Origin of the sequence: Rhodococcus sp. T2V, assembly GCF_029269925.1 — a bacterium.
Classification (GTDB): Bacteria; Actinomycetota; Actinomycetes; order Mycobacteriales; family Mycobacteriaceae; genus Rhodococcus_F; species Rhodococcus_F koreensis.
Genome location: NZ_JARJBD010000029.1, coordinates 60,858 through 76,264, shown reverse-complemented (window position 1 = coordinate 76,264; position 15,407 = coordinate 60,858). Strand labels below are relative to the sequence as shown.

General features: G+C 67.8%; 18 protein-coding genes. 8 read left to right on the top strand and 10 right to left on the bottom strand.

The features are described 5' to 3' along the window. Positions 1-73: 73 nt before the first annotated feature. Genes P3H15_RS24050 through glp form a run of 3 tightly spaced genes read right to left on the bottom strand, consistent with a single transcriptional unit; the run spans position 74 to position 2,635 of the window. Positions 74-487 (bottom strand): molybdenum cofactor biosynthesis protein MoaE, encoded by a 414-nt coding sequence (locus P3H15_RS24050; RefSeq protein WP_276139512.1) that lies wholly within the window; start codon positions 485-487, stop codon positions 74-76. Next, positions 480-1,454, bottom strand: coding sequence for a bifunctional molybdenum cofactor biosynthesis protein MoaC/MoaB (gene moaCB / locus P3H15_RS24045; RefSeq protein ID WP_276139511.1), 975 nt, complete (start codon positions 1,452-1,454; stop codon positions 480-482). The genes P3H15_RS24050 and moaCB overlap by 8 nt, the downstream gene beginning before the upstream one ends. Then, positions 1,451-2,635 carry a gephyrin-like molybdotransferase Glp gene (gene glp, locus P3H15_RS24040; RefSeq protein WP_276139510.1) on the bottom strand — a complete coding sequence of 395 codons (1,185 nt, stop codon included), beginning with the start codon at positions 2,633-2,635 and terminating at the stop codon, positions 1,451-1,453. The genes moaCB and glp overlap by 4 nt, the downstream gene beginning before the upstream one ends. A 119-nt stretch (positions 2,636-2,754) precedes the next feature. On the opposite strand from glp, the gene moaA reads away from it, so the two are divergent. Further along, positions 2,755-3,810: a GTP 3',8-cyclase MoaA gene (gene moaA, locus P3H15_RS24035; RefSeq protein ID WP_276139509.1), complete on the top strand. Its 1,056-nt coding sequence runs from the start codon at positions 2,755-2,757 to the stop codon at positions 3,808-3,810. Next, on the top strand, positions 3,803-4,060 hold the full coding sequence (locus P3H15_RS24030; protein ID WP_015890181.1) for a MoaD/ThiS family protein: 258 nt from the start codon (positions 3,803-3,805) through the stop codon (positions 4,058-4,060). The genes moaA and P3H15_RS24030 overlap by 8 nt, the downstream gene beginning before the upstream one ends. A gap of 20 nt (positions 4,061-4,080) precedes the next feature. On the opposite strand, the gene P3H15_RS24025 is transcribed toward P3H15_RS24030, so the two are convergent. Both P3H15_RS24025 and nadE read right to left on the bottom strand, forming a co-directional pair. Beyond that, complete coding sequence (locus P3H15_RS24025; protein WP_276139508.1) at positions 4,081-4,854, bottom strand: SDR family oxidoreductase; 774 nt, start codon at positions 4,852-4,854, stop codon at positions 4,081-4,083. 4 nt (positions 4,855-4,858) lie between these two features. Then, entirely contained in the window at positions 4,859-5,698 is an 840-nt protein-coding gene (gene nadE / locus P3H15_RS24020; RefSeq protein ID WP_276139507.1) for an ammonia-dependent NAD(+) synthetase, read from the bottom strand. 50 nt (positions 5,699-5,748) lie between these two features. On the opposite strand from nadE, the gene P3H15_RS24015 reads away from it, so the two are divergent. Next, on the top strand, positions 5,749-6,300 hold the full coding sequence (locus P3H15_RS24015; RefSeq protein WP_276139506.1) for a nucleosidase: 552 nt from the start codon (positions 5,749-5,751) through the stop codon (positions 6,298-6,300). Here P3H15_RS24015 and P3H15_RS24010 read toward each other — a convergent pair. Further along, a complete protein-coding gene (locus P3H15_RS24010) occupies positions 6,297-7,067 on the bottom strand; it encodes an META domain-containing protein (RefSeq protein ID WP_276139505.1) in 771 nt (256 codons plus the stop codon). The genes P3H15_RS24015 and P3H15_RS24010 overlap by 4 nt on opposite strands. 34 nt (positions 7,068-7,101) lie before the next feature. Then, the gene (locus tag P3H15_RS24005) at positions 7,102-7,701 is read right to left on the bottom strand and encodes a TetR/AcrR family transcriptional regulator (RefSeq protein WP_095860810.1); all 600 of its coding nucleotides are present in this window, start codon (positions 7,699-7,701) and stop codon (positions 7,102-7,104) included. 101 nt (positions 7,702-7,802) lie between these two features. Here P3H15_RS24005 and P3H15_RS24000 point away from each other — a divergent pair, with 101 nt between their 5' ends. Further along, positions 7,803-8,366: an NAD(P)H-dependent oxidoreductase gene (locus tag P3H15_RS24000; RefSeq protein WP_072937710.1), complete on the top strand. Its 564-nt coding sequence runs from the start codon at positions 7,803-7,805 to the stop codon at positions 8,364-8,366. Between the two features lie 24 nt (positions 8,367-8,390). On the opposite strand, the gene P3H15_RS23995 is transcribed toward P3H15_RS24000, so the two are convergent. Continuing rightward, complete coding sequence (locus tag P3H15_RS23995) at positions 8,391-9,215, bottom strand: siderophore-interacting protein (protein WP_276139504.1); 825 nt, start codon at positions 9,213-9,215, stop codon at positions 8,391-8,393. Between the two features lie 572 nt (positions 9,216-9,787). Here P3H15_RS23995 and P3H15_RS23990 point away from each other — a divergent pair. The 4 genes from P3H15_RS23990 (at position 9,788) to nrdF (ending at position 13,770) form a co-directional block, all read left to right on the top strand. After that, positions 9,788-10,021, top strand: coding sequence for a redoxin NrdH (locus P3H15_RS23990; RefSeq protein WP_005240286.1), 234 nt, complete (start codon positions 9,788-9,790; stop codon positions 10,019-10,021). A gap of 88 nt (positions 10,022-10,109) precedes the next feature. Continuing rightward, complete coding sequence (gene nrdI / locus P3H15_RS23985; protein ID WP_087556616.1) at positions 10,110-10,586, top strand: class Ib ribonucleoside-diphosphate reductase assembly flavoprotein NrdI; 477 nt, start codon at positions 10,110-10,112, stop codon at positions 10,584-10,586. 59 nt (positions 10,587-10,645) lie between these two features. Then, positions 10,646-12,727 (top strand): class 1b ribonucleoside-diphosphate reductase subunit alpha, encoded by a 2,082-nt coding sequence (gene nrdE / locus P3H15_RS23980; RefSeq protein WP_276139545.1) that lies wholly within the window; start codon positions 10,646-10,648, stop codon positions 12,725-12,727. 77 nt (positions 12,728-12,804) lie between these two features. Further along, the gene (gene nrdF / locus P3H15_RS23975) at positions 12,805-13,770 is read left to right on the top strand and encodes a class 1b ribonucleoside-diphosphate reductase subunit beta (protein ID WP_015890191.1); all 966 of its coding nucleotides are present in this window, start codon (positions 12,805-12,807) and stop codon (positions 13,768-13,770) included. Positions 13,771-13,845: 75 nt separating this feature from the next. Here nrdF and P3H15_RS23970 read toward each other — a convergent pair whose 3' ends face one another. Together P3H15_RS23970 and P3H15_RS23965 are read right to left on the bottom strand one after the other, a co-directional pair. Next, positions 13,846-14,319, bottom strand: a complete 474-nt coding sequence (locus P3H15_RS23970) for an NUDIX domain-containing protein (RefSeq protein ID WP_276139503.1) — start codon at positions 14,317-14,319, stop codon at positions 13,846-13,848. 8 nt (positions 14,320-14,327) lie between these two features. Beyond that, a complete protein-coding gene (locus P3H15_RS23965; RefSeq protein ID WP_276139502.1) occupies positions 14,328-15,395 on the bottom strand; it encodes an iron-siderophore ABC transporter substrate-binding protein in 1,068 nt (355 codons plus the stop codon). Between the last annotated feature and the right edge of the window lie 12 nt (positions 15,396-15,407).

The window sequence follows — 15,407 nt, the reverse complement described above, 5'->3', positions numbered from 1 at the left end:
CGCTGGATGACCGTCGTGGTCATCTAGTGATGGCGAGTCTACCTGGTGACGGCCGGCCGGTCTGACCGAGGAGTCACAGACCGACCCATTCGGACGCCCCGTCGGCGAATTTCTGCCGCTTCCAGATGGGTACCTCGTGCTTGATGCGCTCCACCAGTTCGGCGCACGTGGTGAACGCCTCGCCGCGGTGGGGAGCGGCGACCGCGGCGACCACCGCGAGGTCGCCGACGGTGAGAGATCCGACCCGGTGGATGGCCGCCACGGGAAGTCCGGACGAGGCCGCGACCTCCTCGCAGACGGTGCGGAGGAAGCGTTCGGCGTCCGGGTGTGACTGGTATTCGAGTGCCGAGACCGATTGTCCGCCATCGTGATTGCGGACGACACCGGTGAACACGACGACGGCGCCGTGTTCGGGCCCGGCCACGGCGGCGTCGACGACGGCGGGATCGAGCGGCTGATCCGAGATCTGGGCGAGAATGTCAGGCATCGTGCGCACCTCCACCTGCGACCTGAGCGAGAAGATGATCGACGATGGGGTCGAGGACGGACAATCCGTCCTTGACCCCGCCCGGCGAGCCGGGGAGATTCACCACGACTGTGCCGTTCGCCACACCGGCGAGTCCGCGGCTCAGCGAGGCGTGCGGGGTCACCTCCGTGCCGCGGTTCCGAATGGCGTCGGCCACGCCGGGCAGTTCGCGGTCGAGCACCGCGCGGGTGGCCTCCGGGGTCGCGTCCGTGGGGGAGACCCCGGTGCCGCCGGTGCTGATGATCAGTGCCGGGCTTCCGGACAGGGCGTCGGCGAGTCCGGCCGCGATGTCCGCGTCCGCGTAGACGAGCGGACCCCGGGTGGTGAAGCCACGTTCCTCGAGCCACGCGGCGATCACCGGGCCGGTCGTGTCTTCCCGCGTGCCCTGCACCCCACCGGTCGAGGCGACCAGTACGGCCGCGGATCGTGCTGTCACCGTGGCCGTTCCGGTGCTCTGCTGCTCGCGCGTCCAGTGCCCGCGTTTGCCGCCGTCCTTGGTGAGCAGCCGGACACCGTCCAGTGTCGCGGCGGGGTCGACGGCTTTCACCATGTCGTGCAACGTCAATCCGGCCACCGCCACGGCTGTGAGGGCCTCCATCTCGACGCCGGTCGGGCCCTTCGTCTTCGCGGTGGCCTCGATGGTGATCGCGGTGTCGGTGAACCCGAACTCCAGCTTCACCGACGACAGCGCGAGTTGATGGCAGAGCGGAATCAGCTCGGACGTCTTCTTCGCCCCGGAGATCCCGGCGATCCGGGCCGTCGCGAGGACATCGGCCTTGGGCAGATCGTCGGCCCGGACCAGTTCGATCACCGCGGGGGTGGTCACCAATTGCCCGGCGGCCACCGCGGTTCGGGTCGTGTCCGCTTTTGCGCTCACGTCGACCATGCGGGCGCGGCCCTCGCTGTCGAGGTGCGTCAGGTCGGTCATAGGGGGATCACCTTCACGAGTTGGCCGGCGTCGAGCGCGGTGACGTCGGCGGGAACGTCGAGGAGGACGTCCGCCCACGCCATCGCGGCGACGAGATGGGAGCCGGGGCCGGACACGAGTTCGACGCCGGCGTCGGTGCGGCGCCCCCGGAGGAACTGCCGCTTGCCGGGAATGGAGGTGACGGCCGCGGTGAGCGGCAGTTCCTCGGGTTCCGTCGGCGGGAGCCCGGCGGCGCGCCGGATCTCGGGACGTGCGAACACCTCGAAGGAGACGAGGGTGCTGACCGGGTTTCCCGGAAAGTTGAGGACGGGCGTGCCGTCGACGACGGCGGTGCCCTGCGGGCCGCCCGGTTGCATCGCGACGTGCCCGAAGTGCGCGCCGAGCGGTGAGAGCGTCTCCTTGACCACCTCGAAGTCGCCCATCGACACCCCGCCGGACGTGAGGACGAGGTCGGCGGTGGTGGTCGCCTCCGCGAGCAGGTTCCGGAATTCGGCCGGGTCGTCGCCGCTGCGCGCGATCGACACGACCTCGGCGCCGTTGGCCCTGGCGCTCGACGCGAGGGCGATTCCGTTGGAGTCGTAGATCTCTCCGGGGTGCAGCGTCGTTCCGGCGTCCACCAGTTCGGCTCCCGTGGTGATCACGGCGATGCGCGGGCGCGGGCGCACGGGGACGCGCTGCAAGCCGACGGCGGCGAGGACGGCGATGTGCCGGGCGGCGAGGACACTGCCCGCGGACAGCAGGAGCATGCCCTCCCGGACGTCGCTGCCGCGCTCGCGCACGAACTCACCGGCGGTGCGCGAGCGCTCGATGCGGACCTGTCCGTCCGCGGCCTCGGTGTCCTCGACCGGGACGATCGCGTCGGCGCCTTCGGGGATCGGAGCACCGGTCATGATCCGGTAGGCGGTCCCGGGTGTGTGGACGGTGGTGCCTGCCGGTCCCGCGGCGATCACGCCCCGCACCGGCAGCACCGCCGGGATGGACGCGACGGAGGCGGCGTCGACGGCGTATCCGTCCATCTGCGAATTTCGGAACAACGGCAGGTCGACGGGGGAGTGCACGTCGGCGGCGAGTGCGCGCCCGAGTGCCTCGCCCAGCGGGATCTCCTCGGCCGGGCGCCCGTGCAGCGGCGCGAGGAGTTCGGCGACGTGCTGGGCGTGCTGCTCGACAGAGCGTGCGGTCACGATATTCCTCCGGCCATGATCACCAATCCTAGGCACCTCCCAGCGGAGTGATGCACACCGCATCGGACAACGCTCACCCCCGCGCGGCATACTGGACAGATGCAGCGAAAGGCAACTCGATGACGACGGTGGAGATGGGGATCCCGACCGTCCGGTCGTCGGTCTCGCTCGACGGCAGACCGGACGTCGATCAGCTGGTCGACCGGTTCGGCCGCGTCGCGCGGGATCTGCGGGTGTCGATCACCGAAAAGTGTTCGCTGCGCTGCACGTACTGCATGCCCGAGGAGGGCCTGCCCGCCATTCCGGCGCAGAATCTCCTCACCGCGGACGAGATCGTCAGGCTCGTCGACATCGCCGTCCACCGGCTCGGTGTGCGGGAGGTCCGGTTCACCGGGGGCGAACCACTGATGCGGGTGGATCTCGAGCGGATGATCGCCGGATGCGCCGAGCGGGTGCCGGGGATTCCGCTCGCGATGACCACCAACGCGGTCGGTCTCGAGCACCGCGCGGCCGGGCTCGCCCGGGCCGGGCTGACACGGGTCAACGTCTCCCTCGATTCGGTCGATCGTGAGCACTTCGCGAGACTGACCAGACGTGACCGTCTCCCGTCGGTGATGGCCGGTATCCGCGCCGCCGCCCGAGCCGGACTGGCGCCGATGAAGATCAATGCGGTGCTGATGCCCGAAACGCTCAGCGGAGCGGCCGATCTCCTGGAATGGTGCCTGAGCGAGGGCGTCACGCTGCGGTTCATCGAGGAGATGCCGCTCGACGCCGATCACGAGTGGGCACGCGACAACATGGTCACCGCCGACCGGTTGCTGGCCGTCCTCGGCGAGCGGTTCACGCTCACCGAACACGGGAGGGAAGACCCGTCGGCGCCCGCCGAGGAGTGGCTCGTCGACGGCGGACCCGGCACGGTCGGAATCATCGCTTCCGTGACCCGGTCGTTCTGCTCCGACTGCGACCGCACCCGCCTCACCGCCGAGGGAACGGTACGTTCGTGCCTGTTCAGCGACCAGGAGGTCGACCTGCGGTCGGCGCTGCGGTCGGGTGCGGGCGACGAGGACCTGGCGCAGTTGTGGCGCGGCGCGATGTGGAACAAGTGGGCAGGCCACGGGATCAACGCGGCGGGCTTCGCCCCGCCGCAACGCAGCATGGGAGCAATCGGTGGTTGACGTGACAGGCATTTCGGTTCGGTATTTCGCGGCCGCCGCCGACGCGGCGGGCTGCACGAAGGAGACCCTCGACCTCCCGGCCACCGCGGATCTCGGCCAGGTGAAGGACCTTCTCCTCGCCAAGTACGGTCCCGACATGCAGCAGGTGCTCTCGGTCTCCGCCTTCCTGGTGGACTCCGAGTTGACCCGCGATCTGACGCGCACCGCCGGAGCCCAGGTGGACGTGCTGCCGCCGTTCGCCGGCGGCTAGTCCGCTGTCCGCCGGGCCGTTCAGTGGATGGACTCGGCCAGCCACCGGTCGAAGGTGATCGTTCCGAACCGGTTGTCGGGCACCAGGTTCGATCCGTTCCGCAGGAACTGCCCCAGTGCGCCGGGAAGCGGCACGTTCACGACGAACCCGTGCGTCCCGGTGGCCTTCTTCCACGCCGTCGTCAGGTCGCGGGCGGTGCGCACCTCCGGGCCACCGATGGTGGTCGTCCCCTTCGGCGCGTCGGTGGCCAGGGCTGCGTCGACCAGGGCGGTCGCCACGTCCCTCGTGTCGATGGTCTGAAAGCTCGTCTTCGAGAACGCCGGGATCAGCCCCGCCCGGCTCGCCGGCTTCGCGATCATGGGAATGAAGTCGTGGAACTGGGTCGCCCGCACGATCGCCGTCTCCATCGCGGCACTCTCGTAGACCCGCTCCTGGGTGCGCTTCGCCTGGTAGTAGGCGAATTCGGCCTGGTCGACGTTGACGATGGAGAGGAGGACGGCGCGTCCGACGCCCGCGCCGTCCGCGGTGGCGAGCAGGTTCTCGGCGCCCTTCTCCAGCACCGCCCGGGTGCCCTTGGTCTTGCCGTCGGTGGTGTCCACCACGACGTCGACACCGTCGAGCGCCTCGTCGAGGCCGTCGCCGGTGACGAGATCGCCGTGGAAATGCGCGATCTCGCTACCGGGCGCCCCGCCGTGCCGGGTCAGGACCCGGACGGAGTGACCGCGGGCGAGGAACTCCTTGACCACCTGCCGGCCCGCCGTGCCGGTACCGCCCACGACCAGCGCCTGGACCACCGGGTCACCGCCACCACGTGTCGAGCGGGGTCACCGGGACGGTGCGCTTGTGCCGGGTGCTGCGGAACATCGCCTCAAGCTTCTCGGCCACGGCGTCGGGGACGTCCTTGCCTTCGAGGTAGTCGTCGATCTGCGCGTACGTCAGGCCCAGCGCCTCCTCGTCGGGAAGGGCGGGACGGTCGTCCTCGAGGTCGGCGGTGGGAACCTTCTTCCACGTGCTCTCGGGTGCGCCGAGTTCGCGGAGCAGCGCGGCACCCTGACGCTTGGACAACCCCGTCAGGGGAGTGACGTCCACGCCGCCGTCGCCGAACTTGGTGAAGAAACCGGTGATCGCCTCGGCGGCATGGTCGGTGCCGACGACGAGATACCCGAGCTGACCGGCGATCGAATACTGGATCACCATGCGCTCGCGGGCCTTGATGTTGCCGCGGACGAAGTCGCGGAGTTCGCCGCCGTCGCCGATGATGTCGCGCAGCGCCTCGGACGACTCCTTCGCGGTCGCGTCCGCGCCGGGCTTCACGTTGACGACCACCGACCGGTCGGGCTTGATGAAGTCGAGGGAGATCTGCGCGTCGGACTCGTCGGCCTGGGTGCCGTAGGGCAGCCGCACGGCCACGAACTCGGCGTCGTGGCCCTCCTCGCGCAGTTCGCTCGCCGCGAGCTGGGCGAGGCGTCCGGTGAGGGTGCTGTCCTGACCGCCGCTGATACCCAGGACGAAACCCTTGGCCGGGGTCGACAGCAGGTAGTCCTTCAGGAACTGAACACGTTTGCGGATCTCGCCGGCCGCGTCGATGGTGGGCCGGGCACCGAGTTCCTCGAGGATCTGCGCACGTAGATTCGCCATGCCAGAACTCTAGCGAGTGCCCCTGACGGGCGCAGGGTACGGTTCCGCGTATGAGTCGATCGGACATTCTGGTGGTCAGCGCGACCAAGGCGGAGGCGGTGCACGTCCCGTCCGAGTTCGAGGTCCTGATCACCGGGATCGGCAAGGTGAGCGCCGCCGTGGCCGTGGCGTCCGCGCTCGCCGACTACCCGCGAACCGACCGGCCGCTCGTCGTCAACATCGGCACCGCGGGGGCGCTCCACGAGCATCACAGCGGGCTGTTCACGCCGTCGACCGTCCTGAACCACGACATCAGCGGCGACGCCATCCGGGCGCTCGGGCACGACGTGGCCGATCTTCTGGCCCTGCCCGACGGCGACGGTTCCGTGCTCGCGACCGGAGATCTGTTCGTGTCCGACGCCGGCGTGCGCGACGAACTCGCCCGCAGAGCCGACCTCGTCGACATGGAGGGTTTCGCCGTCGCGTATGCCAGCGCCCGCGCCGGTGCCCGGTGCCGGCTCGTCAAGCACGTCAGCGACACGGCGGACGACTCGGCACTGGACTGGCCGGCCCGGATCGATGCGAGCGCCCGCGAACTCGGGCGCTGGCTGACCGCTCTCTAGCTCGCCCGTAGTTCCAGCCCGGTGCCGTCCGCGTTGACCACGCGCATCGAATCCGAATGGACGCTGTATCCCGTCTCCCCGGTCAGAGCCGTGAGGACGGCGCGCTCCACCTCGGTCTCGTCCGGCGGACACGCCATCCGGGTGGTGGCCCACGACCCGAACGTGATCGAACTCTGCTGCACGTCCGCGGTCCCGGTCATCCGGTTGCAGCCGGTGAAACCGGACGCCGAACCGTCGGCTGCGATCAGCAACTGCGGTGCGGTCCGTTCCAGCGCCGCTGTCGTGGTGACCGCGTCCGGGCTGATCAGCGCGGTCACCGTCCACGTGGTCCCGACGACGGGCCGGTCCGGCCGGGCGACCTTCTCATCCGTGAGCGTCACCGAAGCGGTGGGCGTGGTGAGGGTGAGCGTGTCGCCGTCGAGGGTCCAGTTCGGTTTCGCGTCCAGCAGGGCCGCCACCCAGGCGTCGGCGCCTGCCGCCTCGCCGGGGCACGCCATCAGCGTCATGGCGAGCGGTCCCGTCACGATCTTCCCGTCGGACAGGTCGACGTCGGCGCTGCCCTGATTGCATCCGGCGTCGACGGACAGTCGCCCGGGGTCGGTGAACCCGAGCACGAGCGGCCCACCGCCGGGAATGGGGTCGCCCTCGACGGAGGTGGAGACGAACGTGCGGCCCACCGGGTCCGAGGCCTCGGGCTGCGCGTCCCCGCCGCAGGCGGTGAGCGAGGCGAACGTCAGGAGGCCGAGAACGGCGGCGGTGGTGCGCATTCCCCGAGGTTAGACAAAATGCCCGGATCCGGGATCAACATCGGGTGACGCGCCGGATCAGGTCCTCCCAGGCGTCGCCGAGCCGTTCGACGGACATCCCGAGGTCGCGCAGTTCGTGCAGGACGAGTGTGGCCTCCAGGGGGGCGAGCAGCGAGCACGCGAGCAATTCGTGATCGCCCTGCACGCCGGCCGCGCGGAGGAGGGAGACCACATGGCGCACGGACACCGCCCGCGCGGGGGCGGCGAAACGGAACTCGAGAGAGTTCTCGGCCGCGCGCTGGACCTCGCCCTGCACTTCGACGATCGCGATGCGGGCGTGCCCGAAGGCGATCAGCCGGTCGATCGGGTCGGCGCCGGGCCCGAGGGGCGGCGGACCGAACATGAAGGACTGCTGGAGTTCTCGTTCGGTGTGGTCGAGGAGAGCGTGCATGAGTCCCGACCGGCTGCCGAACCGGCGGAACACTGTGCCCTTGCCCACACCGGCCTTGCAGGCGACGGCGTCCATCGTGACGGCGTCGACACCACGCTGGGCGACTAGGAGCGCGGCCGCATCGAGCAGAAGACGCCTGTTACGTGCGGCGTCTCCGCGTTCCGGGGGATCGACCCCGATCTGGGGCAGGAGGGGGCTGGTCACACTCCGCATCCTACCGCGACGGGAACATAAGTGGACCGCGGTCCGTTTAGTTGCTATACATGTTCACGAGTCGCCCTACGCACCATCGAAGGATTATTGACATGTCACAGACCAACGTTCTCGTTCTCGTCGGCAGCCTCCGCGCCGCCTCGGTCAACCGTCAGCTCGCCGAGACCGCGGTCGCCGTGGCACCCGAGGGTGCCGAGGTGATCGTGTTCGACGGACTCGGTGAGGTCCCCTTCTACAACGAGGACATCGACGTCGCCGGTTCCATCCCCGCCGTCGAGGCGCTGCGCGACGCCGCAGGCCGCGCCGACGCGCTCCTGCTCCTCACGCCCGAGTACAACGGCACCATCCCGGCCGTCCTCAAGAACGCCATCGACTGGATCTCCCGGCCGTACGGCACCGGCGCCGTCAAGGACAAGCCCGTCGCCGTCATCAGCGCCTCGCCCAGCGGCAACGGCGCGCAGTGGGCGCACGAGGACACCCGCAAGGCTGTCCGCATCGCAGGCGGCAAGGTCCTCGAGGACGTCACCCTCGCCATCGGCGGCACCATCGACAAGTTCGGTGACCGGCACCCGCGCGAGAACGCCGAGGTCGCGCAGCAGGTCGCCGGCGTCGTCGCCAGCCTGGTCGACGCCACGAAGGAACTCGTCGACGCCTGACGATCCGCACGCGGGACGCCGTCGTTACAGCCCGGTCCGATCCAGGGCTGCATCGACGGCGTCCCGCACCGCGTCGAAGTCTTCACCGGCCGCCAGGGCATAGTCCCTGGCGGCTTCTATCTGTTCGCGCACCGTCTCGTACCGCGCGACCCACTCCTCCTTGTTGTCGCGCCAGTAGCCGATGACGTCGTAGCGGTCCGCGGGCCAGCCCAGGTCGTGGCGCAACCAGCGTCGCACCACCCGCGACACCGTCGCCTCGCCCGCGAACCACACGTATCCCGGCGAATCCGGGACCGGCCGGTCGCGGGCCGCCTCGGCCAGCAGGCTGTCCCCGGTGCCGTTGCCGCTTCCGTCCAGCCACGTCACGGTCAGCGCTGCGTCGGTCGCGAACTGCTGCCGGTCCGCCGGTGTGGTGACCTCCGCGATCACGTGCACACGCGCCGAATCGGGTAATTCCTCCAGGATCCGCCCGACGGCGGGCAGTGCCGTCATGTCGGCGAGGAGAAGCTGCCATTCGGCCTCGGCGGGCGGCGCGTACCACCCCGAGGCGGTGGAGAACCCGAGCATCTCGCCCAGGCGCGCGCTCGCGGCCCAGTGCGCCGCGGTCCCGCCCGCGTGGACGGCGAAGTCGATGTCCATCTCCAGGGCGTCCGGGTCCCAGCGGCGCACGGTGTAACTGCGCTTCTCCGCGCCGTCCGGCGGGAACGCGAGGAGCAGGCGCTCGTCGGGCGTCCCGCTGGATTCGAATCGACTCAGATCGCCGCCCGCGAGGGTGATCCTCTGCATGTTCGGCGTCACCCGCCTCGTGCGCGCTACGGGTGCCGACCAGACGAGGGGCTCTTCGGGCATCCGCTCACGCTACCGGGACGCGGCGTCGGGTCCGGCAGTTACCGGCCGGCAAGCGTGGGGGCGCCCGCCGGGTGCGACGCCCGGTGCGCCCGGCCGCAGCAGACGGGTGAGAGGGGTGGGGTGCGGCGGGGCCGGGTCCCGGGAGCGGCCGCGACGGTCCGGCGGAGCCCGTGGCCGGCGGGTCCGGACGGCGCTGTGCCGGAGCCCGCGCCGCCGATGCGGGCGTGTCCCCGGAGGTGACGTAAGCTCCCCAAGCCTCCAGTGCGCGAGCGCGATGCGAGGGGTGTTCCGCGTCACGCCGAAAATGTGATGTGCGACACGCCGGAGCGAGCACTGAAATTTGTGGTCCGCGGGATGACGACCAGGGAATTTCATCAATGTGACTCACAACATCTCGGGTTAAGTGTTTCTGTCGGCCACTAGGTGTAGTGTCTTGAGCACTGAGAGACCACAACGAGAACCGACTCGGTGAGCATCTCCATCGGGGGTCACCGCCATCTCGATCCGGGGAAGTCTCAGTGCGCTGAACACACACTTCGTCAGCTCCATTCGGCAGTGGAAAGAGGGACTTCATGAGCATCACCGTCTACACCAAGCCCGCTTGCGTTCAGTGCAATGCCACCTACCGGGCCCTCGACAAGGCGGGTATCGAATACTCCGTCGTCGACATCACCGAAGACCCCGAAGCCCGGGACTACGTCATGGCACTGGGATACCTGCAGGCGCCCGTGATCGTGGCCGGTGACGAGCACTGGTCGGGCTTCCGCCCCGACCGCATCAAGACCCTCTCGGCAAACGCTGCTTGAAGCGAGGCGATCGCACCGCCCGAGGCGGAGAACGAGCCGATTCCCGGACGGAAGTAAACGGTAGTACTAGTCCAGATTGTGGAAACCGATGACATCGCTGGTGTACTTCTCCAGCGCCTCGGAGAACACGCACCGATTCGTCCAGCGGCTCGGGCTGCCTGCGACGCGCATACCCATTCACGACCGCGAGGGCACCTTCGAGGTGCACGAACCCTATGTGCTGATCCTCCCGACCTACGGCGGGGGGACGACGGCCATGGGCCGCGACACCAGCTACGTCCCGAAGCCGGTCATCCGATTTCTCAACAACACACACAACAGGTCGCTGATCCGAGCAGTGATCGCGGCAGGAAACACCAATTTCGGTGAATCCTATTGCTTTGCAGGAAACATCATTTCTCAGAAATGCCACGTTCCCTACCTCTACCGCTTCGAACTCATGGGCACAGCCGAGGACGTCGAGCGGGTAAAGGCCGGTCTGGGTGAATTCTGGGATCACTTAGACGACGAGGAGCACGAGAAGTGGCGCCGACCATCACAGACACCATCGACGCGGGGAGCGTAGAGCGCGACGCGCGCGGTGGAGACTCGACGAACGGTCTCGATTACCACGCACTCAACGCGATGCTCAACCTGTACGGGCCCAACGGCGAGATCCAGTTCGACAAGGATCGCGAGGCCGCGAACCAGTACTTCCTCCAGCACGTCAACCAGAACACCGTCTTCTTCCACAACCAGGACGAGAAGCTGGACTACCTGGTCAAGGAGAACTACTACGAGCGTGAGGTCCTCGACCAGTACACCCGCAACTTCGTCAAGACGCTGATCGACCACGCCTACTCGAAGAAGTTCCGTTTCCCGACGTTCCTGGGCGCGTTCAAGTACTACACCTCGTACACGCTCAAGACGTTCGACGGTAAGCGGTACCTGGAGCGTTTCGAGGACCGTGTCTGCATGGTCGCCCTGACGCTGGCTGCCGGCGACGAGGACCTGGCGACCAAGCTCGTCGACGAGATCATCGCCGGCCGGTTCCAGCCTGCCACCCCGACCTTCCTCAACTCGGGCAAGAAGCAGCGCGGCGAGCCCGTGTCCTGCTTCCTGCTGCGCATCGAGGACAACATGGAGTCGATCGGCCGTTCGATCAACTCCGCCCTGCAGCTGTCCAAGCGCGGCGGCGGAGTTGCGTTGCTGCTCAGCAACGTTCGTGAGCACGGTGCCCCGATCAAGAAGATCGAGAACCAGAGCTCCGGGGTCATCCCGATCATGAAGCTGCTCGAGGACTCCTTCTCGTACGCCAATCAGCTGGGCGCGCGTCAGGGCGCGGGCGCGGTGTACCTGCACGCGCACCACCCGGACATCTACCGCTTCCTCGACACCAAGCGCGAGAACGCGGACGAGAAGATCCGCATCAAGACGCTGTCTCTCGGCGTCGTCATCCCGGACATCACGTTCGAGCTGGCGAAGAAGAACGAGGACATGTACCTCTTCTCGCCGTACGACGTGGAGCGCATCTACGGCAAGCCGTTCGCGGACATCAACGTCACCGAGAAGTACTACGAGATGGTCGACGACAAGCGCATCCGCAAGTCGAAGATCAAGGCGCGCGAGTTCTTCCAGACCGTCGCCGAGCTGCAGTTCGAGTCCGGTTATCCGTACATCATGTACGAGGACACGGTGAACCGCGCCAACCCGATCGCGGGCAAGGTCACCCACTCGAACCTGTGCTCGGAGATCCTGCAGGTCTCCACGCCGTCGCTGTTCAACGACGACCTGTCCTACAGCCACATCGGCAAGGACATCTCCTGCAACCTCGGTTCGCTGAACATTGCGAAGACCATGGACTCGCCGGACTTCGCATGCACCATCGAGACGTCGATCCGCGCGCTGACCGCCGTCGCCGATCAGACCTCCATCGACTCAGTCCCGTCGATCCGGAAGGCGAACGACGAGGGTCACGCCATCGGGCTCGGGCAGATGAACCTGCACGGATACCTGGCGCGCGAGCGGATCCACTACGGCTCCGACGAGGGCATCGATTTCACGAACATCTACTTCTACACCGTGGTGTTCCACGCGATCCGGGCGTCCAACGAGATCGCCAAGGAGCGGGGCACGTACTTCGCGGGCTTCCCGGAGTCCAAGTACGCGTCCGGAGAGTTCTTTGACAAGTACACCGACCGGGTGTGGGAGCCGGAGACCGAGCGGGTGCGGCAGCTGTTCGCCGATGCGGGCCTGCACATCCCGACCCAGGACGACTGGCGGGAGCTGAAGGCGTCCGTGCAGCAGCACGGGATCTACAACCAGAACCTGCAGGCGGTGCCGCCGACCGGATCGATCTCCTACATCAACAACTCCACCAGCTCCATCCACCCGGTGGCGTCGAAGATCGAGATCCGCAAGGAAGGCAAGATCGGCCGCGTCTACTACCCGGCGCCCTACCTGACCAACGACAACCTGGAGTACTACCAGGATGCCTACGAGATCGGGTACGAGAAGATCATCGACACCTACGCCGCGGCCACCCAGCACGTAGACCAGGGCCTGTCGCTGACGCTGTTCTTCAAGGACACCGCCACCACCCGCGACATCAACAAGGCGCAGATCTACGCGTGGCGCAAGGGCATCAAGACGCTGTACTACATCCGGCTGCGTCAGATGGCTCTGGAGGGTACCGAGGTCGAAAACTGCGTCTCCTGCATGCTGTAGGCGGCTCCGCCGCCCGTGAGTACTTGTTAACCGCCGGCGGTTAACAAGTACTCACAGCCGAACGAAGTGAGGAATCAATGGTCAAGCTGGTGAGTCGCGTATCCGCGATCAACTGGAACCGCGTCCAGGACGAGAAGGACGCCGAGGTGTGGGACCGTCTCGTCGGCAACTTCTGGCTGCCCGAAAAGGTGCCGGTGTCCAACGACATCCCGTCGTGGGGGACGCTCACGGCGCAGGAGAAGCAGCTCACGATGCGGGTGTTCACGGGGCTGACGCTCCTCGACACCATTCAGGGCACCGTGGGCGCCGTCAGCCTCATTCCCGACGCCATCACCCCGCACGAAGAGGCGGTGTACACCAACATCGCATTCATGGAGTCGGTGCACGCGAAGAGCTACAGCTCGATCTTCTCGACGCTGTGCTCCACCCGCGACATCGACGACGCCTTCCGCTGGTCCGAGGAGAACCCGAACCTGCAGCGCAAGGCCGAGATCGTCATGGACTACTACCAGGGCGACGAGCCGCTCAAGCGCAAGGTGGCGTCCACCCTGCTCGAGAGCTTCCTGTTCTACTCCGGCTTCTACCTGCCGATGTACTGGTCGTCGCGGGCGAAGCTCACCAACACCGCCGACCTCATCCGCCTCATCATCCGTGACGAGGCCGTGCACGGGTACTACATCGGCTACAAATACCAGAAGGGTCTCGAGCAGCTCACCGAGGCCGAGCGCGACGACCTCAAGAACTACACGTTCGAGTTGCTCTTCGAGCTCTACGACAACGAGGTCGACTACACCCAGGACCTGTACGACGAGGTGGGCCTCACCGAGGACGTCAAGAAGTTCCTGCGGTACAACGCCAACAAGGCGCTGATGAACCTCGGCTACGAGGGTCTGTTCCCGAAGGACGAGACGGACGTCAACCCGGCGATCCTGTCGGCGCTCTCACCCAACGCGGACGAGAACCACGACTTCTTCTCCGGCTCGGGCAGCTCCTACGTCATCGGCAAGGCCGTCAACACCGAAGACGAAGACTGGGATTTCTAGAACGAACTTTTCGCGTCGCCCGATGTCACACCGGTTCGGTTCTGCTGCACCGGTGCGGCATCGGGCGAATTGCGTTCAGCGGCGGAACCACGCCTCCGGGACGTCCTGCACTGCCTTGTCGAGGCGCAGCCGCGACGACGGGGTGAGGTCGTCCGGCATCGAGTCGGGGGAGAACCAGGCCACGTCGTGGTTCTCGTCGTCCGACACGGCGGCCTCCCCGCCGACGTACCGGGCGAGGAAGCACACGTCGAGGTATTGCGCGACGTCGCCGTTGGGGTAGGTGACCGGGTCGGTGACGTCGACGCTCGTGATCCGGACCAGTTCGGCGTCCACGCCGGTTTCCTCGCGGACCTCCCGGAGCGCGGCCGGTCCCGGTTCCTCCCCGGGTTCGAGGATGCCGGACACGACGGCCCACTTGCCGTTGTCGACGCGCCGGGTCAGCAGCACCCGCCCGTCGTCGTCACGCACCACGACGCTCACCCCGGACAACCACAGCGGTGCGGTTCCGACGTGGCAGCGCAGGGCGGTGACGAACTCGGGCACGGGCATCGAGCCTCCTAGCCGACGTAGCCGTTCAGCGTGTTCCGCAGGTCGGTGAGCATTGCGCGCGCGGCGACGACGCCGTTTCCGCCCCACACGTCACCCTCGACGGCGAAGACCCGTTTGTCGCGGGCGGCCTCGAGGTCTTCCCAGGCCTCCCCGGACATGACGTCCTCCGCGTGCGCGGTGCCCTCCTTGCCGTCCAGGACGGCGTAGATGAGGTCGCCCTCGGCCTGGTCGATGTCGGCTTCGGAGATCGATTCGGTGACGGTGCCGTCGAGGTTCTGATAGGCGGGCCGCCGCACCCCGGCGTCCGTGAGGACCTGGCCCGCGAACGTGGCCGGACCCTCGACCTCCATGCTGTCGGCGTCGAAACGCACGACGGACGCCTGGGTCTGTGCGGCATCGATGTCGATGCCGAGTTGCTTCGCGTCCTGCTGGTACTGCTCGAGTGCCGTGCTCGCCGCGTCGGCCCGTCCCAGCGCGTTGCCGGCGAGGAGGAACTGCGCTTTCCAGTACACGGGGTCGGAGCCGACGAACACGGTGGGTGCGATGGGGGAGAGCGCGCCGTACAGCTGGTCGGACGCCGGACTCGATCCGAGGATCAGGTCCGGGTCCGTCTGCGCGATCCTGTTCAGGTCCGGGGCGTCGACGGATCCGACGCTCGGGATCTCGGAGACGCCGGTGCCGAGGTAGCCGGGCTGCGGCGACTCACCGTCGAGGGTTGCCGCGCCGACCACGTTCTCCCACAGGCCGAGGGCGCACACCGCGTCCAGCGCGGCGCTGTCGAGGACCACGATCCTCTGCGGATCGGACGGGACGTCGCTCTGGCCCTTTGTGTGGACCACCCGGTGCGTCGAGCCGGCCGCGAGTGCGGCGTCGACCGGGGCCGGCTCGGCGCAGGAGGTCGTGGTGTCCCGCTCGATGCCGACGACGCCGGCTCCGGCGATCTGCGTGGTGGTCCGGACGATGGACGCTGCAGGATCGTCGTCGGACGGTTGCGAGCAGCCGGCCAGCGTGAGCGCGGCGACGGCAGCGACCAGACCGGTGGACGCGCGGCGGGCGGAAAACCTACGAGGGGACAATTCGGCGACTTC